Genomic DNA, 23,556 nt, shown 5'->3' on the forward strand with positions numbered 1-23,556 from the left:
TTGCGCCCGTAGTCGGTCCTATCGGAATGCCATGACGAGAAGAACCCCAACAAAGCACCCCACGAGAGAGAGCAAGTAAATACCCATAGCCAAATCCCCAACTCATGGAACCCGCGGGATTTGAGCGAGATGTTATGATTTCAGACCGCTGTTGCCAACTTTTCCCCAGAGAGAAACTGACGCAAGTCACAGGATATCGCGTTCAGGTCGGATCCCGCCGGTGCTTTGAAGAGACCTTAAGACTCGAGAGCCATCGTTTTAGGGAGGAACTCGGGTGGTCAGCCAGCTTGGACAACTCTTGCTCCGGGGCGCAATCAGCCTGACCGCGTGCGCCCTCGTAGCACTTTGCGTTGGTGGCTTCTTGTCCGCACTGGCCGACAATCTTGGACCGCAACCGACCCGGCCCGCAAAGCGAGCCATTGCGTCGCAAAGGTGAAGGGTGTTGCCCCTCGAGCCCTGCAGCGGCTAAATCGCGGCTTCAGCCTTAGCAGTCGCCCCGTGCTCAACGTCTCAGAGTCATTGTGGCGGCAGGCGTAGCAATCGTAGCACCCCTAAAGGGGTGTGCTACGCTACGCTACGCCCCATGCCCCGTAGCAATGCTACAGAATGCCTACGCTACGCTACGGTGCTACGGGAGAGCGAGATGCAACGCCACATCGGATCTAGTCCGCGACGCCAGACGCGAGCGGTTGCGCTGGAGCCCCACCAAGGTGAGTATCGGATATCCTATCCGCACGTCGCAAATTCGGCGAGTCTTCTCAAGTGCTTGCAGGGCGTGTTGCGCCCGTGTTGCGTGCGTTGTAGCCGTTTGTAATCGCGGCGCTTGAATCACTACACTTCATCGCGCATATTTGCGTTGTTGATTTGCCTCAACGTGCTCATGGGTCGCGTGGATCGCGCGACAGCGGGCTTCCAGGTTCGAACAGGAAGCCGTGCGCATGGGCGAAAAGATCGCCAACCATCGTTGTCAGGTCTGCCGTCATCCCGAACGATGGCGGGTTGAGCTGTTGCGCGCCGGTGGCGCGTCTCTCGATGCCCTGGCCGATAAGTTCAGCCTGGATCGTGATGCGATCTGGCGGCATTGGCAGAAGCACGTCTCCGACGAAATGAAGGCGTCCTATCTCTGTGGCCCGGCCCAACTCGCCGAGCTTGCGGAGAAGGCAGCCTCCGAGGGTGACAGCGTGCTCGACCATCTCCGGATGGTGCGCACCGTGCTCACGGGACAGCTTGCGGCGATGAACGAGGCCGGCGACGGCCGCGGTGTTGCCTATGTCGCGGGCCGCCTGACATCCGTGCTCGAGACGATCGCCCGCGTGACTGGCGAACTGGGCTCGATGGCATCGAGCATCAACGTCACCAACAATCTCACTGTGCTTGCCGAGCATCCCGCCTTCCTGCGGATGCAAGCCACCATGCTCAGAGCCCTAGCGCCGTTCCCTGATGCGCGTGCGTCGGTGGTGGCGGCTCTGCGTGACCTGGACGACGACGGCTTACCAGCGGCTTTGCCAAGCCCGCCTACGGGCAAGGTGATCGAACATGCTGCGTAGCCTGGCCTCTCGGTTGGCAGACACGCTGGCTGATGGCGGCTGGCGATCAAACGCGCGCCCATCCCAGATCCCGCCGCTGGGGGATTGGGCTGGCTGGCTGGTGCTTGCCGGTCGCGGTTTCGGCAAGACCTGGATTGCCAGCAACTTCGCCAATGAGCAGGCCGAGAGCGGGCAGGCGAGGCGTATCGCCCTGATTGCCCCCACGGCAGCAGACTGCCGGGACGTCATGGTTGAGGGGGAGTCCGGCATTCTCGCAACGGCGCCGGCCTGGTGCCGTCCTGAATACGAACCATCCAAGCGCAAACTGACTTGGCCGAACGGAGCGACAGCCTTGCTGTTCTCTGCGGAGGAGGCCGAGCGTCTGCGCGGTCCCCAGTTCGACCTGGTGCTCGCCGATGAGCTTGCAGCCTGGAAGGAGGCCCAGGCTGTTTGGGACATGGCGATGTTCTGCCTTCGCCTCGGGCGTCGTCCACGATGGGTTGTGACGACTACACCGAAGCCTCTCAATATCCTGAAGGGGCTGCTCGCCCGTGAGGGACGTGACGTTATCGTTACGCGCGGCTCGACCTACGAAAATGCCGCGAACCTCGCCCCGAGCTTCCTGGAGGACATCAGGGCCCGTTACGAGGGCACTCGGTTGGGCCGGCAGGAGCTGAATGCGGAGCTGTTGGAAGATGTCCAGGGAGCCCTTTGGACGCGCGATATGGTGGAGCGTGCTCGCTTCTCGGGCACCATTCCTGATCTCAAGCGCGTTGTTGTCGCGGTCGATCCTTCTGGAACACGCGGCGATGATGGCGGCGATAGCGTCGGCATCGTGGTTGCCGGCCTCGGAGTGGATGACCTTGGTTATGTTCTGAGCGATGAAACGGTGAATGCGTCGCCAGCGGTCTGGGGCGCGGTCGCTGTTGCAGCCTATCGCAAGTTCAAAGCTGACAGGATTGTTGCAGAGCGCAACTTCGGCGGCGCTATGGTCGAGCACGTCATCAGGACAGTTAATACGAACGTGCCTTACCGTGAGGTTACGGCAAGCCGGGGGAAGGTGCAGCGGGCGGAGCCGATTGCCTCGCTTTACGAACAGAACAAGGTTCGCCACGTCGGCGCCTTCACGGCTCTGGAAGATCAGCTTTGCGCCATGACTGGCGATGGATTTGCGGGCGACGGCTCGCCGGATCGCGCTGACGCACTAGTCTGGGCGCTTACTGAGCTGATGACCAAGCCGACCACGCCCACCGCTGTCTTTGGCGTTTATAGCGCTCAGTCAACCCTTCCAGCGAACACACGGCACGAGGGACCTATTACCGAGGGTCGGCTTGCAGGTGGTTATGCAGTCAGTCGTCGATAAAGGAGCAAACATGTCTTTGAAATTCGCAGATCCCAAAGATTGGCGCGGCCGGTCACAACTCGTTGGAAAGGCCGTTGACGGCAACGTCGTCTATGTCAGCGGGCCCAAAGTTAGCCGCTGGAGCTGGCCGTTCGGATCGGCCCAGACCGACGTCCGGTCGAGACTTGAGACCGGACCTATGGCGGCTCCCGAAGCTCTCCGCCTTTGGGCCAGAAGCATACGAAGCGCTACTAGCAAAGGAATAGTTCACAGCTTAAGCTGCCGAGACCCGCCCGCCAGAGGCGGCATTATTTTCGGGAGGACGCCAAGATGTTTCGTAACCGTTCTATAGGACTATCGTTCGCGGCCGTCATGCTGCTAACTACGAGCTTTAACACTGGGCACGCGAAGCCCTTCATGATTGTAGGCCTCGATGAGAAACTTCTGTGGGACGAAAACGGCAAGCCCATTCTGTCCGCACCCGGCAAGGATCAAGTTCTGATCGTCGACCTCGCATCTCCTGACACCCCCAAGATCATTGCTGCCCTGCCGCTCAAGAACTCCGTCGTCGGACCGCCCGTGAACGTTGCGATCGATCCCAGCGGAGCGGTGGCGCTGGTCGCCGACTCTGTCGATGTCGTCAAGGACGGCGACGCGCTGAAACAGGTGCTCGATAATAAGATCTACGTCCTCGACCTGCAGGCCAATCCGCCTAAGCTGGCCGCAACGCTCACTGGTGGGAAGCAGCCGTCGGGGCTCAGCTTCAGTCCAGATGGCAAGATGGCACTGGTCGCCAATCGCGGAGACAATTCGATCAGCGTCCTCTCCGTGAACGGCACGGACGTGAAGATCACGGATACCGTTGCGATGCCGGACAGTCCGTCGCACGTGACGTTCACCCCGGATGGCAAGCGAGCCTTGGTCGCCCGCTTTCCTGCACATAAGGTCTCCATGCTGGACGTCGCAGGCGAAAAGGTGACGTACAACAAAATCGACCTGCCGACCGGCCAATGGCCGTACAATGTCGCGGTCGCACCAGCCGGGAAAATCGCGCTAACCTCTGACAATGGTAACGCAGGTGCTTCCGATGGAAGTGTGGATACCACGAGCGTCGTTGATTTGGAGGCCAATCCGCCGCGCATCATCGATCGCGTGGTGGTGGGCGATGGCCCCGAGGGGCTTGCAATCAGCCCAAAGGGCGACGTCGCGGTTGCCGTGATTCTGCGCGGTTCAAACATGAAGAACGCATACTTCTACGAAAAGAACGGCAGCATTTCGGTGCTCAAGATCGACGGGAAAAAAGTGAGCAAGACTGGAGACATCGAGGTAGGCGGCTTGCCCGAAGCGGCAGTGTTCACGCCCGACGGCAATTACCTCCTTGTTGGCAACTACCTTACGCAGGACTTCTCGATCCTGAAGGTGGATGGCAGCAACATCATCGACACCGGCAAGCGCTTCCAGGTGCCCGGACATCCCGCCTCGGCCAGGATGGGACCTTAAAGGCTTCCCCCGTTCGAACATCCCTCGAAGGCCCGCCTCCGCCGCGGGCCTTCATTATTTCTGCGATCGGCCCATCCAGCACAGCATGTACATCGATGCGTCCATGACCGCTTCGGATCCAATCGCGTCAATTCGGCCGCGTTTAAGTTAGATCGGGTGCAGCCCAGACAGATGGGGTAATCGGCCGGCCCAGCTTGTGGATAGCTAAAGATTTTAGGTGCTGCGCTTCAGGCTGATGGTGAAACGAGGTCCGTGGCAACGGCCTCAAGCATCAGAAGGAGAAGCGCAGCATGGACCATTTTGCTGGATTGGACGTATCGGTCAAGCAGACGAGTGTCTGCATTTTGGATGACGCGGGCAAGATCTTGAAGGAAGTGGAGGTGGCAAGCGAGCCTCAAGCGCTCCTGAAAGTTCTGGCCGATCCCGCCTACCGCTTCAAGCGGATTGGACTGGAAGCCGGGCCGTTGTCGCAATGGCTATTCAGCGCTCTCGCCAAAGCCAGCTTACCGATGATCTGTGTGGAGACGCGGCACATGCAGTCGGTGCTGAAGGCGCAGATCAACAAGACCGACCGCAACGATGCGCGCGGCATCGCTCAGATGATGCGGGTGGGATTGTACCGGGTGGTGCATGTAAAGACGCTACGCAGCCAGAAACTGCGCATGCTGCTGACCCATCGCAAGCTATTGCAGTCGAAAGCCATTGCCATCGAGAACGATCTGCGAGGGACTTTGCGTAACTTCGGTCTCAAGGTCGGCATGGTTGGAACGGTGAGGTTCGAGGCCCGCATCCAGGAGCTTGTCGAGACGATCCCCGACTTGATGGGACTGGTCGAACCGATGCTCGTGGTCCGGCGCGCGCTACGCGAACCATCCTGCACCGCCGCCTGCTTGCCATTGTGCGAGAAGACGAGGTGTGCCGTCGCCTGATGACGACTCCCGGTGTCGGCCCGGTGGTGGCGCTGACCTATCGCGCCACCGTCGATGTGCCAGCTCGATTCCGAAAGTCCAAGTCGGTTGGGGCGGTGATTGGGCTGACCTGTTCCAAATATCAATCAGGCGAGATCGACTGGAACGGCAGAATATCACGCTGCGGGGATGAGATGATGCGGGTGATGCTCTACGGAGCAGCGCAGAGTATGTTGCGTTCGAAGAGATGGTGCTGGCTTAGAGCCTGGGCCCTGCAGATCGCCAGGCGCCGCGGAATGAAGAGGGCGATCGTGGCGCTGGCTCGCCGGCTGGCCGTCATCATGCACCGCATTTGGATTGATGGCACCGATGGACTCGGGAACCAACCGCGGCAGCAGCATGATAACCGTTCAAGATCAAACCCGATAGGAGAAAACTCGAGATCCACTCAGCAGTGGAAAGATGTCCCTCGCGGGACGATGGATGAGGTGAGTTCGCATGTCGGCTTGAACCTGTCGTTCAAACTGACGAAGGCCGCCTGACAGATTGTTCTATCTCGTCCTCGAATCCCATGATGGAAGGGCCCTGGTGCCAATTCCGAAGAGAAGCGCGAGCCCGTGAGCGACATCAACACTGTAGTGGCGGATAGTCTGAAAGTGCTTGACCTCAAACGGCCGATTAGAGAAGCCGACATATCATCAGCCGATACGGCAGCGAGGGGGCATGAACAACGGACTTTGTGCTATTCGATCACCCCATCGCAGCAGCAGGACGTCGCTTGTTTGAGTTCTCCTCGTCGGACTTCCAACCAATCATTGTGGTGTCCTAAGCAGCCCGTTCCAGCCGCTTCTCAATCTCCTGGCGCAACAGGCTGAAATCGATTGGCTTCGGAAGCAATCCGGCTGCACCGAGTTCGGTCGCTTTCTTCTGGGTCGAGTCCTCGCCATACGCTGTGATCATGATGACGGGGACGTTCGGGCGTTCCGCCTTCACCTTGGGAAGCATCTCAAGACCGCTCATGCCAGGCATATTGATATCCGATAAAATCAGAATCAGTGGGATCGGGAATCGATTTGACTTGCTCCAACGCGGCGGACGCAGAGAGAGCAAACTCCATGACGAAGCGGCCGGATCGCAATTCACGGCGGAATTGCTGCCTGAACATTTCTGCGACATCCGGTTCGTCATCAACAACGACGATGTACGTGCTCATGTCGTGCTCCGGTAACTGTTTTGGACCCCCGTAATTCGCGGCAGCGTGATGATAAACTCCGTGAATACGCCGGGTTCAGTGTCGACCTTTATAGTGCCGCCGTGTTGTTTCACGATGATGTCGTGCGTCATCGACAGGCCAAGGCCCGTTCCTTCGCCCGCCGGCTTGGTAGTGAAAAACGGGTTGAATATCTTCGACTTTACCTCGGAAGGTATCCCCGTGCCGTTGTCGCGAATGCGTATTTCAACGGAAGCACCGACATCTTTGGTCGTGGCCATCAGCGTCGGCTCAAATCCCACTTCACCATTCTGACCTTTGCGTTTGGTCGCGGCATAAAAACCGTTCGAAATCAGATTGAGCAGTGCGCGCGTGATCTCCTGCGGATAAACATCGAGCGCGCCAGCATCGGGGTCAAGGTCGTGCTTGAGCGTTATCGTGAAGTCGGCTTTTTCGGCTCGAGCTCCGTGATAGGCCAGGTTGAGACTTTCCTCCACCAGTGCATTGATGTCTGCGGCTTGTAGCTCGCCCGACCCCTCCCTCGAGTGCAGCAGCATGTTCTTGACGATAGAGTCGGCGCGCTTGCCGTGCTGGACAACCTTTTCCAGATTGGATTTTAGGAGACCGGTAAGCTCATCAACTTCGGTCCTTAGCGTACCGGCGAGTTCGGCCTGTCTCAACACATCGTTAAGATCGTCCGTGAGCTCCACCGACAGCGCGGAGAAATTGTTGACGAAATTGAGCGGGTTCTTGATCTCGTGCGCGATCCCCGCGGTGAGCTGACCGAGCGAGGCAAGCTTCTCCGTCTGGATCAGGCGGTCTTGCGCCGTTTGTAGGTCCCGCAGCGCCTTTTCGGCAGCATCGCGGGCCAGCCGTATGGCCTCTTCAGCGCGCTTCCGCTTGGTAATATCGGCATAGATGAGCACAAAGCCGCCATCCGGTACGGCGTTGCGGCGCACTTCGACGACGCGTCCATCGGGTCGGGTACGTTCAAGCCGCAACTCTCGCCTGGTGTCCTCAACTGTGCCGATCAACTGTTCTTCGAGATCGGCCGAGTATTCGCCGCGTTTCGCAAGATAGCGGAAATAGTCGGCATAGCTAGGCCGCTCCGCGAGGAAGGCGTCGGGGAGATCGAGCATCTCTTGAAAATTGCGATTCCATGCGGCGAGTCGTGCTTCGGCATCGAACATGACGACGCCGTCACCCATATTGTCGAAAGTTACGCGCAACTCGGCCTGGCGCTCGCGCAACTCCTCGAACAAGCGCGCATTCTCGATTGCGATCACCGCTTGATCGGAGAACGTGGTGGCGAGCTCGATTTCCTTGTCGACGAACGGATCGACGCGCGTTCGCGCAATCACAAAAACGCCAATCAGAGCATTCTCTCGCAGGAGCGGCAATCCAAGTCCGGTGCGCATGCCCGTCAGCAGCTGTCCCTCCCTGTAGGTGTAATCAGGATCAGCCAGGACGTCTGGAATGTGGATCGCGCGACGCTCCAGGGCCACTCGGCCCGACGTCGTTCCGTGGTCCGGCGCAAACGGGTGAGTTTCGACGTAGGCCTTTGCTTCCTTCGACAAGCCATGGCTCGCAATCAAGTGATGCAGGCCGTCAGGATGGCGGCGGAACAAGTAGGTCTGGTCGGCACGACAAAGGCGTGCGACCGTCTGCACCAGCGTATCGAGTACCGTTCCGAGATCGATTGACGAACGGCTGATGACCTTCAAAACGTCAGCGGTCGCCGTTTGCTGTTCCAATGCTTCGCGGGTTTGGGTGATGAGACGCGCATTTTCCATTGCAATAACCGCTTGCGAGGCGAAGTTCTGCAGGAGCGCGATTTGCCGTTCCGTGAAAGGCTGGGCCACGTGCCGGTAAACATTGATATAGCCGAGCAAAGCGCCGTCCTTGCGCAGCGCGACTGACAACAGCGACAGCACGCCGAGGTCGACAAGGTTGCGGAAGCGTGCGTCCGCGCCGTACTCCTCGCTTTCTCTGGTGTTGGGAAGATGAATTAGGTTTGCGCCGCGCAAAAAGCGGCTGATGGGATGGTACGGTCCAGGGACCAACGGGCCACGTTGCTGCATAGCTTCGACATGCTTCACGTCGCCGCGGACAGCGGCGAGTGGAAAGCTGTTGCCATCGTAAGTTCGAAAATGCCCCGACACCGCATCGCACAGCCGAATTGCTTTCTCGAGCATCTCGTCGAAAACCGGGGCAAGATTGCCTGGCGAGGAGTTGATAACCTCCAACACCTCTGTGGTTGCGGTCTGTCGCTCTAGTGCTTCCTTTGTCTCATTGAACAGCCGAACGTTTTCGATGGCGATCACAGCCTGGCTTGCGAACGCCTCCATTAGTCTTATCTGTTCCTCCGAAAACGGCTTGATCTCTAATCTATAGCTTGTAATGACACCGACCAGCTCTTCCCCCTTCAGCATCGGGACGGACAGGAGCGTTCGTATCGGACGCGTGTCCTTCAGGGCATAGGCATAATCAGGGTCAGCTTGAATATCAGCTATATGGATTGTGCGTCGTTCCAGTGCGGCGCGCGCCGATATACTTTGCTTCCCCGGAGCAATGGGGTTTCCGTACACAAATTTCTGAACCTCGGGCCCGGCATTACAGTGGGCCACCGCGCGCAACACCTGTCCGTCGTATCGGAAAATGAAGGCTCTTTCAGCCTCACACAGGTTAACCGCATTCTCCGCAATGACATCGAAGACAGGCTGGATGTCGACGGTGGAACGGCTGATAACCTTGAGCACCTCAGCTGTGGCTGTCTGCTGACGAAGCGTCTCCTCAAGGTCTCGAGTCTTTGCCTGCACCTCATTGAACAGCCGCGCATTCTCGATGGCGATGACGGCCTGGTCGGCGAACGTCGTAACCAGTTCGATCTGTTTCCTGCTGTATGGTTCTGGTTTCGTCTTCGCGACAAAAATGACGCCGACGACGCTGCCGTCGCGCAATAAAGGAGCACCAAGCGCGGCTCGATAGCCACCTATTTTTTGAGCCTCATTCCATGTGTATTCGGGATCGTTCAGTACGTCTGCAACATGTACGACACGACCTTCGCTTGCGCTCCTGCCGACGATACTGCCGCGTTCAATCCTGACCTCGCGTGAGCGGAAAAATTCCTTGATCCGCTCGTGCTGCGCCGTCCCGTGGCCGTAGCTGGACGAAAAACGTAGTAACTCGCCGTCGCGTTGAAACAACCAAGCATGATCCGCTTCACAAAGATGCGTCGCAGATTCGACCAGCTTGTCCAAAACCGTTTGCAGATCGAAAGCTGAGCGACTGATGACCTTGAGCACGTCGGCGGTCGCGGTCTGCTGTTGCAGCGACTCAGCAAGATCCCGCGTACGCGCCTGCACCTGCTCGAAGAGGCGAACGTTCTCGATCGCGATCACGGCTTGGTCGGCGAAGGTCTGGACAAGCGACAGCTGCTTCTCCGAAAGCCAGCGGCCGGGTTGGGGATGGGTCAGAATGATCGTGCCGATACCTCGGTCCCGACTGATCAACGGAACATAAGTGATCGACCGAAATCCGGCTGCAACCGCCGCGCTCCGCGCTATCTCGGGTGTGCCAGGAGCTGCGGTATCAGGGATTTCGATCATGCGACGTTCGAGAATGGCTTTGGCAGAGGGCGCGCGGTCCGGGTCGAACGGTATTGGATATATGGAGCGGGCGTGGTCAACATCGAAGCCGGTGATCGACGCCGCCGTCGCGCCCCAGTGCAGTTCGTCCTTTTGTCGCAACGTAATCGTAGCCGAGCACGGCTCAAACAACCTGGCTGCGCTGTTCACGATCGCCTCGAAAACCGGCTGCACGTCGGACGGCGAGCTCGCGATCACCTTGAGAATGTCTGATGTCGCGGTCTGCCGCTCGAGCGCCTCTTTCGTCTCGTTGAACAGCCGCGCGTTCTCGACGGCGATGACAGCTTGGTCTGCGAAGGTCTGAAGCAACTGGATGTGGTGAGGCGAGAATGCGCCGGGCTCACGCCGCGTACAGGCGATGAACCCGATGAACTTACCCTGGCTCATCAGTGGCATCAGTAGCACGCTGCGCCAGCCGCGAGCGCGGCCAAGTCGCTGGTTTTGCGGATCGGCCGTCTCCGCATCGGCGATCTGCACGGCCTCGCCGCCCTGCATCGATGCGATCAATGGCCATTGGCTCAAGGGCAGCGGGAACGCGGCTCTGAGGGCTTCGTCCGCCTCGTGGCTCACCGGGGTGAATGCCACCATGTGGATGACGTCGTCGATGACACGATGGACTGCCGCTGAGTATCCGCCAATCAGCGACTTGGCGTTGCTTGCAATCGCGTCGAAGACCCGCTGCACGTCGGAGGGTGAATTCGCGATCACCCTCAAAATTTCGGCCGTGGCCGCCTGCTGCTCGCGGGCTTCCCTCAGCTCTGTATCCTCTGGAGGAATCGCTGGCGTAGTTCGTCTAAAGGGACGCTTGGTCTTGGGCGGATTGCGGACGTTTTGGTTCCGCTTTTTCGCCGCGCTGACCCTCTTGCCGCCCGCACGTGCTGACCGCGCCATAAATCCGCCCTCACGGTGAACCGGGCTATTCTATGGGGCGGAACCCGTGTTCTGGAAGGGTGAAATGAGCCAGCGTGACGCTAATGTCCGGTAATGGGATGGTCCGGCCGTGCTCCTGCCCGCTCCGGCTGGGAAGTGGTCGGATTTTATGAAGATGCCGGCATCTCCGGCGCCAAAGGCCGCGACAAGCGCCCGGGCTTCGATCGCCTGCTCAAGGACGCCACCGCGCGCAAGATCGACATGGTCGCTGCCTGGTCAGTGGACCGTCTCGGCCGCAGCCTGCAGAACCTCGTCGGCTTCCTAAACGAACTGCAGGCGCTCGGCTGCGATTTCTACCTACACCAGCAGGCGATCGACACCAGGACGCCGTCCGGGCGGGCGATGTTCCAGATGTGCGGCGTGTTCGCCGAGTTCGAGCGCTCCATGATCGTCGAGCGCGTCAATTCCGGCCTGAAGCGGGCCAAGGCGCAGGGCGTGAAGCTTGGCCGCGGAAACCGCAAGGATGGCGCGTGGAGCGTCGACGAGGAGCGATGGGGTATGACCTGGAAAAACGCATCCTGCGCCTCCACAAGGACGGCACGGGCATACTGAAGATCGGCAAGACGCTTGGTGTCGGCACGGCCTTCGTTCAGGGAGTCATTCGCCCTTTCGAGGCAAGCGCAAGCGTGTGAGGGGCAAAATGTAAGAAGGACAGCCTCAACGCTGCAACCGGGGAGTCTGTCAGCGCTGGGGACTGTCCTCCCGGCTTCCCTTGGAGGGAAGCGCTTCAACCAACTCCCGAGCTGAACCACCCGTTCCGGGGGATGGCGGCACCGTCGGGTTCTTCTTGGCCGGTGTTGCGCGGGTGCTTGAGCGCAACTAGGCTGCGACTCGGAATTGGGGGCGCCGAGTGGCTATGGAACTGCAATCGTTGTTGTCGCGATCCTTTATTTTTTGGTCACTTCGCCGGGCTTCAGAAAGGTGATCCTGGTCGCCGCGGCTGTGTGCGCGGTCGGCATTCTCTGGCTTGCGACTTATGGGGCCGATAAGCCGCAAACCTTGTTCTACAACGGCGAGGTTCATCCGGCCTTTCTGATGAAGGCTGGCGATGTCTGTCCTCAAGATCGGCACGTGTGGCGGGACTGGTGCGTGAAATGAACTCCCGGCCACACGATCGGCTGCTGCATGAAATCTTGCCATACAGGATGAAGTCGGTTGACACGCTCCGCAGAGCCATCCTTTGGCAAACCCGATGGCCTGAACCTCCTCCAATGGAGTTGTATGCCGACGGCATGTTGATAGCGGACGGAAACCTCAGCACGTTCATTAACCCGGCTATCGAGGCCGGATTGGTTCATTGTCGCGCCCTGTTGGAGTTTCTCGGGCTGAAAGCCAAGAGCGGGCGCATCGTCAACGTCAAGGATCGCCAACGTGGCGACATCGGCATTGAGCACTTTTCAAACTCCAAAGGTCCCTTGCCCAAGGTCAGCCCAGACGCTGCGCTTGCTCTTTATCCCGGCGGCCAGGAGGATGCTGAAAAGGCACTTCTGGCTGTGTTTGAGATCACGAACAAAGGCATCGCGCACGTTACCGAGGATCTGAAAGACAACCCCGACCACGGAAGGCTCATCGAAAATCGCGAGCCGCGGCGTGCCATCGCTGGTCATCAGCTTTCTCTACACACCGCTCGGCTTGCCCGCCCCCGGTTACAAGCTCACTGATCGCCCACGTCATCAAGTCCCGGCAACCGCTCCGGTGTGCGGCAGCAGTCGGAAACGCGCTCCAGCGGGCCGCTACGGGAACGACCTTTCCAATTCCAGCATTCGGCCTGGTCGGGGCTTTTTTCGATCAAAGGATCGCCAAGGCGCGCCGCCTGACGAAACGGCCCCAGCTGGGTCTAGCTGGGGCCTTAAGTTGACTGAACGATCGGAGGCGAGGCCCATCGTCCAGCATCAGTAGGACATGGGCCGGGTTAACAATCGGCAGTGTCCGAATTTCAAATTGCGAGTATCGGCCCAGATCGGTTTGCACGCACTCCAAACCTGCCCGAAGTGAGTGCCTCCTTCGAGCAATCCTCATCAAAGCCAGCAGGCGTATAGAGTTTGACGGCCTCCGGGGTCCAATCCCTCAGCCGACCCGGAGCGCAGGCGGCCTCGTCATGTGTAACAGCGTTGGCGGGGCCGTCGGGGGGCCCGGGCGTGCCTAGGAGGCCGGGCCCGTAACCTCAGCAACGGCTGTACCGTCGTTCGGCTATGAGCCCCTAAGTGGTGAAGTAAACATTAGTTCCCGCCGCCACGCGCTCCTCGCCAGCGATAAACCGCCCAAACGGCCCTACCATATGATGCGTCACGGGCCCCGTAAGCATCTATGCCTTGCGTCTTGTTCTGTTTTTGTGCATAGTTCACGCATTAAATACGCGATGTATGCACGAACTATGCACGCGCAGCGCCAAGCACACATGAACCTCCGCGACAAGCTGAGCAACGGCACCCGGTTGATGCCGGGCGTGGATCTGCGCAGCGCGGCTGGGCGGCGGTATCGATATTTGGTGACAGAGTATTCCAACGAGCTCGGCACCGAGTTGACCGAGCCGGAAAAGGCCCTGGTGCGTCAGGTCAGCAGTTTGCAGCTCCGAATCGAGCAACTGCAGGGGCGGCTCGTGCAGGGTGAGGATGTCGACGCGGACCAGATCATCCGGTTGGCGTCCGAGCATCGCCAACGAAATTGCGAAAAAAGGCGGGGACATCGATTTCGAGCAATTCTGTAAGATGCTTCAGAGTGTGCAGGAGCAGCTTGAGCCTCAGCTCGCGGAACGCGGCCTCGACCCCGATGGAAAAAGATACCTTCAGACGTGGATCTCGGCGGCCGCCGCCGGGCTGCGCGCGGATCTGCGCTCGGGAGCAAAGCGGATCGCAGAAACCGGTGAGCGGACCGTGGTCACAAAACACGATGATAACGGCCGCATCGTTGAAACGGAGAAGCGACCGATTTTCGAGATCGTCGAAGCCTACGACAATGAGCAACGAAGACGAGCGCTTCGGATGAAGAGCGTGCGCGCCGTATCGAGTTGCCTGCACCATGATGTGTGAGCCAACGCGGGGCTCAGATTGCTCGACGCGCTTGACAGTCGAGGCGGCATTTAGGAAATCTTTTGATCTGCTGGTCGCGGCTTAGGCGCACGACCGGCACTTCTGCACCATACTCCAGGCGCTCAGCCTCGATAGCTGGCTTGCGTTCGAAGTTGTAGCGCCACGCCTCGCGCACCTGCTTGCCGGCTGTAGCCAGGCAGAGCTCGTACGCTATTTGCAGGGGGGCGGAAGATTAGGGTCCACCTGCATTTTACGCGTCGCGAACCGAGGTGCCGTAGCCTAACGACCACGAAGCCAAAATACTGGTCCATGAAACCGTTTCAGGGAGGAAGGAAAAGAGCCTGAAACAGAGGCCGTTTACGCTCCTCGATCGAGGCAATCGAGCCTCTCTACATTTGCAACGAAGGAGCGATCATGCGTGCAAGTTCCACTTCTACCCTCGTCGCAATTCTCCTGATCGGGGTCGCTGCAAAGGTCGCTTTCTTCGGCGCTCAGCCGGCAGAGGCAGTCCCCTCAAGTACTAGCCTAGATATCCAACAGATGCATCGAAGCATCACCAACCTGCCGGTGCAGAAGTTCCAAGACATGTCCTTTGTTTTTGCCGGCGATTGAGCACGCTCTAGAAAGCCGCTCGGGGCAGCCTCCATCTTTAGAATCCGCACATAGGTGCCGCTCTCGTGCAGCTCGAGCCAGCCGCGCTCGGCTGCGAACTTGATGCCGGCGCCGAATTCCGCGTCCGTGGCCTTGCAGCCGTCCTTCGACAGGAACGGCGCGTTGATCTTCTCAATGTGGATGCGGCCGTCCTGGTCCGCCCCGACCCGACTTTCATGCGGTGCATCGAAGCAACACAACCTGATCAAGGATTACCGCTTTGGGCGAGATGCCGGTCATACTTGTCGTCGAGGACGAGCCACCCGTGCAAGAGTTCGTCAAGGACGCGTTGCACGAGGGCGGCTACGACTTGACAGTATCCTCGTCAGCCAGCGAGGCCCTTACACTGCTCAGGGGCTGCGTGGTGAAATACCGCGCCCTTGTAACCGACATCCACATAGACGGTGAGATGAATGGATGGGAGTTAGCGAGGCAAGCCCGACAGATTGATCCGGTCATTCCTGTGATCTACATTACCGGCGCTGCTGCTGCAGACCAGTGGGCGTCCCAAGGCGTTCCAGAGAGTATGATGTTGCAAAAGCCATTCGCACCCGCGCAACTCGTCACCGCAGTGTCGCAGCTCTTGAACGCCACGGCCCCAAACGCGAGCCAACCACTCGCTGAATCAAAGGACTGACGTGGCCAAGAAATCGAAACGAAGTTTTTGTGGGACGGACCCCGGGGAAGCCGCAATCGCTCTCGGCTGAAATGTCCCGTGCTAGTCCTCAATGCGGGTCAACTCAACGTATAACTGAATACGTTTGCTTCGGTGCGCTAGCTTAACACAACGCGCCCCTGTGAATTCCGGCGTCCTTAACGAACTCCAATCACTCTCATCCGCGATCTCGCTGCTGCGGGTGTCAGTGCTGGGCGGGTGATGAAGACGCCGGATGACGTGGCGGAGACGTTGCTCCTGAGGGCGTGCGGGTGGGGTCTGGTAGCACCAAAATCAAACGCGCGATCGGCAGATCCTCTGACCGACCTGACTCGTATCAAACATGATAAACCCAGGCGCTCGCATCCGAGCGCGCCTTAATTCCCTTCGGAGTTATCTGACGGCCCGTCCTCTAAATTGCTCAGCGTGAATTCGATCTGCTGCAGGAGACGCTCCAGGTCGGCGCGTTCATTCGGTCCCGGACCTTCTTGTAGTCGCGTCAAGATGACCCGCCGCCACGAATGGAGATTATCGAGTGTGGTCATTGGCTCGGCTGTGGGTTATCTCGAACTGCTCGGCAAGCGACCACTTCTCAGCGAGCGTGAGCCACTCCTTTCTGTCAAGCGTGCCCGTCGCTTCAGCCGCGTATCGGCGGCAGTCCTCAGATTTCTCGCGTAGCCCGTTGACGTCGCTCTGGATCATACAAGCATAACGCGCTGCTGCCGCATGGGATGCGCGGTAAAATATTAGGCGCTCATCAAACGACGTCACCTCGGACCCGCCCCCCGCGGATCAATCCACGACGAGCCTTCCGTGATTCGTTCCTCGTTTCCCTCCCTCCTTGGCTATCCAACGACGGGCAATTCCTCGTCACGCCGAGGGGGCAGTTTTCCATGGCGCGCAACATGCGCGGAGAGCCGAAATGCGAGGGGATCTGAGGTCCATAGTGGGAGCTTCGCACAAGGCGCCAGCGCTATTTGCCATGAGGCAGCCAAACTGAGGCGTTACGCAGTTGCTGATGCTGTTTGAGCGCCTGGTATCGAGCCATCTGGCTGGCAACTCTCATCCAACTGTTGGCGAGTTCTTCCAGAATTTTGGCCTCGACCTCACTCTGAGCTGATCTCACCAAACGATGGCATTCGCGGGCTTGATCTTGACAGTGCTGCGCGCTGTCCATACGCACCCTCCTACGACCAGGAATTAGAAGGTAAACGACCTCGACTGGGGGCCACCAACCCGTCTGAGGCGGGTTTTCCCCCAGCAGTTGGGGGGCTACCTTTTTCGGTCGCCCGATCAGTCGTCCTTCCGAAGGCATGGCCGTTTGAAGGCGATGCAAAAGTTTTGTTATTCATGCCCCAAATTGCGGCCTTGGTGCGGCTATGGACCCCTATCTTGCGCAGGATTGTCTTGACGTGAACTTTCACTGTCGCTTCAGCGATGTCGATTTTCCGAGCGATACATTTGTTAGAATTTCCTTCAACCAAGCACGAAAGAATCACCTGTTCGCGGGGGGACAGACGTAAGGCGTTGCGCTCTCCAGGGATGTTAGGTTGCTCATCCACCGTTCGCTGCAGCGGTGGCTCCCCCTGAGAGCTGCCGTCGAGCACGAATGAAAGAAACGCCTGTGGGAATACGGTTTCCCCTATCATCACAAGCTGGATGGATTTCACGAAAGCATCGCAAGAATTGACCTCTACGAAGTAACCGCTTGCCCCCGCTCGGTAAGCCGCAATCAGCTCATGCGGTCGGTAGTGCTCGGACACGACTGCAATGCGGGCGTCCGGATAGCCGTCTTTGACGTGTGAAATCTGCTTGAGAAGATCGGACTGTTCGGTGCTGTTCACGACTATAAAGAGAAGTGGATGTCCTTGCAGAGCTGTCGGAATTTCCTCGCTGGCGGCGACTGACAAGGCGACATTCAAATCAGTTCCCCGTAGTATTCTTGCGATTCCTTCTCGGAGGAGGAGATTTCGCCCAACCAAAACGACCGTGCTAGACCCCTGCCGTTTCATGACCCACTCTCCGCAACTACCGCACTTATTGGAAATAAGACCGCACTGCGGCCGTCAATTAAACCGTTTTGGTTCCTTCGGTTCCTATGATGTCCTCGGCACACGGCGTTTTATCGTGACAGCGGCAGTTCCTCTGCCGGAACTGGACAGTGATCGTCTTTCGCGGAAGCGTTCAAGAATATCAGGGGCCATCTTCGAATTCCGGAGATGTCCTTCATCGTGTCCCATTAGCCATTAATTCACCTGAGCAACTTGGAACGATCAGCGTGTTGCCGCGTCCGTGTGGCGTTGGGGGCGCCGGCTCGGTCCCTGCTGGGGAGACACTCAGCAAATGAGCCGGTTCCGATGCATCCGTAAATGACTCGGAGAAAGATCATGCATCGCTCGCCATCGATGGTGCCGCAAGATGCGGACCATGACATGTACCTCGTACTTCTGGACGCCTACGGGATATGGGTGGGCCGGGCCTGGCGCGAGACGGATGATGATGAGGGTACCTATCGCGAGATGCTGATCCGCGACCTCTTGCACGAAGTGTACAGCCGCCCAGTGCGCATCGTTGCCTTCAACACCGCCGAGGGATGGTCGCGCAATATCACAACCGAGATCGCTGCTGAGCTGAAGCAGCGCAGAGACGAAGGGGAGAACATTCCCACCTCTATACAACACTTGCTACTAATGGCCGGTGGCTAACCATATTCGCTTTCTCCGGTTTCGCCTTCCCGCTTTCAGGGTTCGTGCAATGTCCGCTTGGGCGCCGCTGTTGGAAGTAAGCGCGCTTCCTTCGAATCGTGCGAGAAGGATGAACCTAAACATCTAGGCGAGGGCGTCCATCACTCGGTACATCGCCGGGTGAGTCCGGTTCTTGACCTTGATCCAGTATTTCGATCGGCCGGCCTGGTAGGGTCGATCACGGTGTTTGGAGACGATGCCCTCCAAGCCCATTTTACAGGCCGCCCGAAATAGGTCCGGCCCGATCTCGCCTTGCTCAAACGGGCTGACGAAGATGCCTTCTGGACGGCGCGCTAGCAGCCGCCGGAGAGCATTTTTCCGAAGGTGGAGGGGTAGCTTGCGAAGATCGTCACCGTTCTCGACCAGGAGGTCGAATGCGCAGAGCTGAACCTCCTCGTCATGCTGCCGGCTATGCAGGGCGTTGAAATCCGGGACGCCATCCACGCCAAGCACGACGGCTTCCCCGTCCAGGACAAAGCGCTTCTGGCGGATCTTGCGGGCCGCCTCAATGATCCATGGAAAGCGGGCGGTCCAGTCGTAGCCATTGCGCGAGAACAGCCGGACGCGATCGCCTGCACGATCAATTCTGACGCGGTATCCGTCCATCTTGACTTCGTGGAGCCACTCGGGGCCGTCCGGCACGGCTTTAGCTGCCGTAGCCAGGCAAAATTCGAAGGAGCTGCGCATAATCCGCATCTATGCGCGGAAGGCGAAAATGCGAGTCTTCAGAGCGGCAACGGGATCTGAACTCCCACGCGGCGGCCGAGCTGGGCCTCGATAAAGTCAGTCAGGGCCTCCGAAAGCTCGCGGCCCTCGGAGCTGATGTGTCGCTCCAGCTCGCGGGCCACATCCTCCGATGCGTCTCGCCACCAGCCCTCGTAGCAAATTAGATAGGCCTTTCTCACCCGAAACCCGCCCTCCGCTGACCGTCTTTGCGGGGACGCGAAGGGCGGGGAGCAGGGTCGTTGCGTTGCGAGCGCCGGAGTATGACGCCCGTCGCAAACGTTAGCGGAACCGGGAAGAAGTGGCAATTGGACTGGGAAATTTACGGGGTCCTCGCGGGGTTTCCTTCGTCGTCTCGTGCTTGCATTGCCGGCCGGGCCTATTGGCCAAGAGGCAGCCAGACTGAGGCGTTACGCAGTTGCTCATGGGCATGGTTGGTGATGAGCCGAAGGAGTCGCGCGCGATTTTGAATTAGGACAGGAACGTTCGCGCAATTACCAAGTTGCCCCGCAGCCCTTCCCCAAGGGCACCCAGAGTGGCCCCAGCTCCATGCCCCCCGTAACCCCGCGAGCTGGGGCCCTTTTTACGGGCCAATCTCTGAATCCGATCTAAGCAACTGGAACAGGGTAATCTGACCCTGCCTCGGCGGGGTTTTTGATGATTGCCCAGTGGTCGCGTGCGCCGGGGCCGTTTTTTTTGCACAAGCGAATTACGACCTTCTAAGAGTTGCTGATGTGCGGAGCGAATGTATACTTTTGTACTTAGCTGACCGCCGACCAACGGAGCAGGCGCAGTGCGAGTGATCGACCACGAAGCAGTCGCAAAGCGATACCGTGACCAAGCCGAAGAGTTACGAGCCAGGTCGGAACTGATGAGGACGAAACCGCGCGCAGCCAATACGAGAAAATCGCTGAATCGTTCGAGAGCCTGGCTGACAACGAAGAGAAGTTGGCATTCAAGAAGGAAGGCCACTCGTTAGTCCGGAAGACCCAAGAGCCCTTCCCAACTGTGGACGGCTGCCCGTAGTGCTCCGACCACCAGTGGTGCCGGTGCACAAGCGATAGAAAGGCCTCAGCTGGGGCTGGCGCGAGCTGAGGCCTTCTGTGTCAGCGTCACGTTGTCGAGGCGTGAGGCTGCTACCCAAGTCATCTCGCACGCCATCCTTCCAGGAAATTAGGACACTGGGTACGGTCTATTTAGGATGCCGACGGTCAAATTCGGGCATTTTTGAAAAGCAAAAACGCCGCCCGCTTAAATTGAGCGCGGGCGGCGGGTTTCCAGCCCCGGGTGGGAATAAGCAATTCCCCGGTAATCATTAGTCTGCACAACCCATACCAAGGTTCATGCAGGTTCATCGATATCCCATAGCCAATGGCGGCTTGCCGCTCTCGAAATCGGGTCTGACATCGGCACCGCGTCTGCCGCAAGACTGGCAGATGAACCGCGACTCGATATCCGATAGGCGGACATCATCAGCCCATTGATCGGCGCTCAAGGCAACGCTGTGGCCGCAACGATAGTCAGCGCAGAAGACTAGGACGCCGCGCAGGCCCATCTCGCGCATCTCTCCGAACGTGATTTTGAGCGGCCGGCCGTCAGCGTGCGTAGGCGTGTGGCGGCGGGGAGGGCGAGGCATGCCGCCATCAAAGCGGCATCGTAAGTACCTCGCAAATCAGCAATCGCTTGGGCCTTGGAACGCGCGCGAGCTACTGCGCGTCGTGGGTGTGGAAAGCGCCCGCGAATTCTACTGCCGGGAGTCGCCGCCGTTGAAGGGCTTCAATGGCGTTCCGATAATATTCGGCCACGTTGAGCAGGCCCTCCCGCTCAAGGTCAAAGGAAGCGATGGCGGCGTGTTCTCTGCAAGCCCTTTCGAGCCTGCGGAATTCCTTTAATTCCCGCTTCAACGACAACTCCCGGTCAGAGGCGAACACGTCCAGGATTGAAGTGACAATCTAACCAATTGCTGAAAATTCCCGCAACAAACAACCGACTGCGCGAAATTTCGAAACCCGCTTTCCGATGTGCTTTCAATTCTTCACCGCCTCCAACTCAAAGATGAGTCGGACCTGCACTACGGGACCGGCAATTTAGGCGGCCCGGGAGCGTTCCCGAGAAGGTTACTGTCGTTGAATGATGTTCGGAGGCAGATTCCCGTCTGACTTGGGCAGACCTTCGTCGTCTATCCGCTCCTTGAGGTCGGCGGCCCTTTCGATGAAGCCGGCCGCCACCGCTGGGTCGGAACTCGTCTTGCCAAGCTTGAGTAGCGTAGCTGCTACTTCCCGGGTCGTCTTCGTAACCAACGTCATCCCTCACGTACGAAAATTGTGCAGGGAAGATTCTGGAACAGCCGAGTCCGTTCCGGGGTGTTTGTACAAAAATGTACACAAGTGATAAAAGGCCTCAGCTCTGGGGCTGGCGTTGAGAGCTGAGGCCTTTGTGTCAGCGTCACGTTGTCGAGGCGTGAGGCCGAATCATCAACTTAGGTGGCTGGTAATCGTTCCCAGTCCGGCAGCGACCTTCACTCTGCGGCGTCCTGAACGGTGCGGATCAACTCAGCTCGCCGGGCTAATTCGTCATAGGCCTCGGCAACTTTGCTGAGCGTTTGCCTAGTCTGTTCGTGCTCGCAATTGTCAGCCTTTGCCCGGAACTCCGCCGCGCGGTCTCCAAAATACGTAGGTGAGTATTTGCGCTCAATGCCCATGACGCCAATTCCCGTTGGTCGTTCATGCCGAGTAATGGACCTATAGGCCAAGCGTTCCGATTGCTAGCGAATTAGGACACCCCGGGATTCTACTTAGGACACTAGGGGTCAAAGACGGACAGTACCCCATTCCGGTGCTGTCCTAATTAGGACACCCGCGATTTGAAATTAGGACAGGAACGCATGGGTCGCTGCCAAGTTTTCCCAATGCCCTTCCCCAAGGGTACGGCCCCAGCTCCATACAAGCCCCCATAGCCCCGCGAGCTGGGGCCACTTTTATACGTCGGTATAGCTGATTAGGACACCCAAATCTGCCCGCTCCTGTATCCGGGGCTGGGCCCGGATTTGCCGGCAGCGGGCGAGTTGAAGGTGAGTGCTTCGATCCGGCACTCTCGGGAAAAAGTAGCAACCCGCGTCGATTACGCGAACCCACGCTAATGCAGAGCCGTCCTGCACAATAACTGGGCACCCGCAGAGGGTAGTTAGGACAACTCGCAGTGAGTGCCTCCTTCGAGCAATCCTCATCAAAGCCAGCAGGCATATAGAGTCTGATGGCCTCCGGGGTCTAATCCTCAGCCGACCCGGAGCGCAGGCGGCCTCGTCATGTGTAACAGCGTTGGCGGGGCCGCTGCCCACTTGAGCGCACCTGCAGAGGGTTAAATACGGATAGTACCCCCGCTCCATTTCCATTTCGGGAAAGTGACTGCGCGATGGTCGGGAAGGCTGCTGTGGGTCAAAGTCTAACCTAAACTTCACTCCGAGAAGCCGACCTCAATCTCACGATTGCCGAAGGCCAGAAACGGGCCATCAGCCGCACTCTTATTGCTGTTGTCGTCCGATATTTGCATCTAGCAGACGATAAGCCTGAATCCCGGCGAGAGCAGCCGGGCAAGGGTCCAGCGTGACAGTTTGCAGTCGGTTATGCGATGGAGTGCCAACTAGTGCATTGCGCACTGCTGCAGTGAGGAATATGCCATTTTCCTCGCGCGCAAGTAATTTACCCGACGCGCTTTGCAGCTGCGACGCGACCCAAACGTCTCGGCCGTACAAAAAAGAGCGGAAAGTGTAAAGCGATCCGCGGTGCAGCCCTATGCTGATTGTACAGCCAAACTGTTCCTGATGTCTGATTGCTTCCCAGCTCCGGATCAAATGTTCTGACCACGCAATGGCCTGAGCAGCATCCCCGAACGTTACACAATAGGAGTCTCCGAGATTAAAACGGACGATACCGCCAAATTCCTGCGTGCTGCCACGCGTTAGCACATCAAGGGCATCGAGAATGCGCTCTACCGCGGTACTGGCTGGCCCGGCATCCATCATCCTCCCGAAGCCGCTGAGGTCTGAAAACAGAATGATAGTATCGGCTACTATACGCGTGCGATCTCGCCGCTCTATCCGATAGATCGGCATCGGTTCGGCGAATCCCTTGAACGCAAAACTCTCAACGAGTGTGGTCTGGATCTCGGACGATGTGAGCGCGAGCCGAGCAGCAGCCGTGAGAAAGATTTCATCGGCTGGCGTGACTGCCTCCACTCGCGTGGCGAGCGCAAAAACATCGCCGATAAAATCACCATCCTGAGCGGCGATATCACCTAGTGCGATAACAACACGTATCGCAATGCGGTCGTCGCCTCGGTTCAATTGTGTTAGCCGCAACGCTTCCTGCATCTCAATAGCAGCTTTGGCAGCGCCGGTGGCACTGGGAAATTCTAGCCAGTGGCCGTCCCCCGCGGCCTTGATAATGCGCCCCTCGTAGCGGGCCGCATGGCGCGCCAAGAAGTCCCGATGTTCACGAAGAAGCGCTTTTAGATCTGCTGCCAGCAGTTCGCGAAAGCGGGGTGTTGAGCCACTTATGTCCGTCTTCATGACGACGGTAGTGCGGAGCGGAACCATCGTAAACTGACCCTGTCCGGGCTAGGGCAATCGTGAGCCGAAAGGCACGGGTTTGACGTCTTGGTGTTGGAGGTCGTCCAAAAAGGAGTACCGGATG

General features: G+C 58.5%; 18 protein-coding genes and 2 pseudogenes. 13 read left to right on the forward strand and 7 right to left on the reverse strand.

The window, feature by feature from the left end:
* Positions 1 to 938: 938 nt before the first annotated feature.
* The 4 genes and pseudogenes from ACRQ5Q_RS18405 to ACRQ5Q_RS18420 all read left to right on the forward strand — a co-directional run.
* A complete protein-coding gene (locus ACRQ5Q_RS18405; protein ID WP_439399348.1) occupies positions 939 to 1,547 on the forward strand; it encodes a hypothetical protein in 609 nt (202 codons plus the stop codon).
* Positions 1,537 to 2,889, forward strand: a complete 1,353-nt coding sequence (locus ACRQ5Q_RS18410) for a DNA-packaging protein (protein ID WP_439399350.1) — start codon at positions 1,537 to 1,539, stop codon at positions 2,887 to 2,889. Before ACRQ5Q_RS18405 ends, ACRQ5Q_RS18410 begins: the two co-directional genes overlap by 11 nt.
* A 396-nt stretch (positions 2,890 to 3,285) precedes the next feature.
* On the forward strand, positions 3,286 to 4,368 hold the full coding sequence (locus ACRQ5Q_RS18415) for a YncE family protein (protein WP_439399352.1): 1,083 nt from the start codon (positions 3,286 to 3,288) through the stop codon (positions 4,366 to 4,368).
* Positions 4,369 to 4,658: 290 nt separating this feature from the next.
* Positions 4,659 to 5,647 (forward strand): annotated as a pseudogene (locus ACRQ5Q_RS18420) (IS110 family transposase); the annotation flags it as partial.
* A gap of 454 nt (positions 5,648 to 6,101) precedes the next feature.
* Here ACRQ5Q_RS18420 and ACRQ5Q_RS18425 read toward each other — a convergent pair.
* Together ACRQ5Q_RS18425 and ACRQ5Q_RS18430 are read right to left on the reverse strand one after the other, a co-directional pair.
* Positions 6,102 to 6,489, reverse strand: a pseudogene (locus tag ACRQ5Q_RS18425) (response regulator).
* Positions 6,486 to 11,024: a GAF domain-containing protein gene (locus tag ACRQ5Q_RS18430; RefSeq protein ID WP_439399354.1), complete on the reverse strand. Its 4,539-nt coding sequence runs from the start codon at positions 11,022 to 11,024 to the stop codon at positions 6,486 to 6,488. The pseudogene ACRQ5Q_RS18425 and the gene ACRQ5Q_RS18430 overlap by 4 nt, the downstream one beginning before the upstream one ends.
* A gap of 135 nt (positions 11,025 to 11,159) precedes the next feature.
* Here ACRQ5Q_RS18430 and ACRQ5Q_RS18435 point away from each other — a divergent pair, with 135 nt between their 5' ends.
* The 7 genes from ACRQ5Q_RS18435 (at position 11,160) to ACRQ5Q_RS18465 (ending at position 15,380) form a co-directional block, all read left to right on the forward strand.
* On the forward strand, positions 11,160 to 11,615 hold the full coding sequence (locus ACRQ5Q_RS18435; protein ID WP_439399356.1) for a recombinase family protein: 456 nt from the start codon (positions 11,160 to 11,162) through the stop codon (positions 11,613 to 11,615).
* A gap of 285 nt (positions 11,616 to 11,900) precedes the next feature.
* Positions 11,901 to 12,161, forward strand: a complete 261-nt coding sequence (locus ACRQ5Q_RS18440) for a hypothetical protein (protein WP_439399358.1) — start codon at positions 11,901 to 11,903, stop codon at positions 12,159 to 12,161.
* Between the two features lie 113 nt (positions 12,162 to 12,274).
* Positions 12,275 to 12,724, forward strand: coding sequence for a hypothetical protein (locus ACRQ5Q_RS18445; RefSeq protein ID WP_439399360.1), 450 nt, complete (start codon positions 12,275 to 12,277; stop codon positions 12,722 to 12,724).
* A 737-nt stretch (positions 12,725 to 13,461) separates the two neighbouring features.
* Entirely contained in the window at positions 13,462 to 13,770 is a 309-nt protein-coding gene (locus ACRQ5Q_RS18450; RefSeq protein WP_439399362.1) for a hypothetical protein, read from the forward strand.
* Between the two features lies 1 nt (position 13,771).
* Positions 13,772 to 14,092, forward strand: coding sequence for a hypothetical protein (locus ACRQ5Q_RS18455; RefSeq protein WP_439399364.1), 321 nt, complete (start codon positions 13,772 to 13,774; stop codon positions 14,090 to 14,092).
* A 414-nt stretch (positions 14,093 to 14,506) separates the two neighbouring features.
* Positions 14,507 to 14,704 carry a hypothetical protein gene (locus ACRQ5Q_RS18460; RefSeq protein WP_439399365.1) on the forward strand — a complete coding sequence of 66 codons (198 nt, stop codon included), beginning with the start codon at positions 14,507 to 14,509 and terminating at the stop codon, positions 14,702 to 14,704.
* A gap of 268 nt (positions 14,705 to 14,972) precedes the next feature.
* The gene (locus ACRQ5Q_RS18465; protein WP_439399828.1) at positions 14,973 to 15,380 is read left to right on the forward strand and encodes a response regulator; all 408 of its coding nucleotides are present in this window, start codon (positions 14,973 to 14,975) and stop codon (positions 15,378 to 15,380) included.
* 991 nt (positions 15,381 to 16,371) lie between these two features.
* On the opposite strand, the gene ACRQ5Q_RS18470 is transcribed toward ACRQ5Q_RS18465, so the two are convergent.
* Together ACRQ5Q_RS18470 and ACRQ5Q_RS18475 are read right to left on the reverse strand one after the other, a co-directional pair.
* On the reverse strand, positions 16,372 to 16,575 hold the full coding sequence (locus ACRQ5Q_RS18470) for a hypothetical protein (RefSeq protein ID WP_439399367.1): 204 nt from the start codon (positions 16,573 to 16,575) through the stop codon (positions 16,372 to 16,374).
* Between the two features lie 10 nt (positions 16,576 to 16,585).
* Positions 16,586 to 17,308, reverse strand: a complete 723-nt coding sequence (locus tag ACRQ5Q_RS18475) for a LuxR C-terminal-related transcriptional regulator (RefSeq protein ID WP_439399368.1) — start codon at positions 17,306 to 17,308, stop codon at positions 16,586 to 16,588.
* Between the two features lie 477 nt (positions 17,309 to 17,785).
* Here ACRQ5Q_RS18475 and ACRQ5Q_RS18480 point away from each other — a divergent pair, with 477 nt between their 5' ends.
* Positions 17,786 to 18,103, forward strand: coding sequence for a hypothetical protein (locus tag ACRQ5Q_RS18480; RefSeq protein WP_439369641.1), 318 nt, complete (start codon positions 17,786 to 17,788; stop codon positions 18,101 to 18,103).
* A 123-nt stretch (positions 18,104 to 18,226) separates the two neighbouring features.
* Here ACRQ5Q_RS18480 and ACRQ5Q_RS18485 read toward each other — a convergent pair whose 3' ends face one another.
* Complete coding sequence (locus ACRQ5Q_RS18485) at positions 18,227 to 18,829, reverse strand: ATP-dependent DNA ligase (RefSeq protein WP_439399370.1); 603 nt, start codon at positions 18,827 to 18,829, stop codon at positions 18,227 to 18,229.
* Between the two features lie 1,670 nt (positions 18,830 to 20,499).
* Between ACRQ5Q_RS18485 and ACRQ5Q_RS18490 the strand changes: the two genes are divergently transcribed.
* Positions 20,500 to 20,757: a hypothetical protein gene (locus tag ACRQ5Q_RS18490; protein WP_439399372.1), complete on the forward strand. Its 258-nt coding sequence runs from the start codon at positions 20,500 to 20,502 to the stop codon at positions 20,755 to 20,757.
* Between the two features lie 626 nt (positions 20,758 to 21,383).
* Here ACRQ5Q_RS18490 and ACRQ5Q_RS18495 read toward each other — a convergent pair.
* Together ACRQ5Q_RS18495 and ACRQ5Q_RS18500 are read right to left on the reverse strand one after the other, a co-directional pair.
* Positions 21,384 to 21,566 carry a hypothetical protein gene (locus ACRQ5Q_RS18495; protein ID WP_439399373.1) on the reverse strand — a complete coding sequence of 61 codons (183 nt, stop codon included), beginning with the start codon at positions 21,564 to 21,566 and terminating at the stop codon, positions 21,384 to 21,386.
* 819 nt (positions 21,567 to 22,385) lie between these two features.
* Positions 22,386 to 23,459, reverse strand: a complete 1,074-nt coding sequence (locus ACRQ5Q_RS18500; RefSeq protein ID WP_439399375.1) for an adenylate/guanylate cyclase domain-containing protein — start codon at positions 23,457 to 23,459, stop codon at positions 22,386 to 22,388.
* Positions 23,460 to 23,556: the final 97 nt, after the last annotated feature.

This window comes from Bradyrhizobium sp. PMVTL-01 (assembly GCF_051861855.1).
Lineage (GTDB): Bacteria > Pseudomonadota > Alphaproteobacteria > Rhizobiales > Xanthobacteraceae > Bradyrhizobium.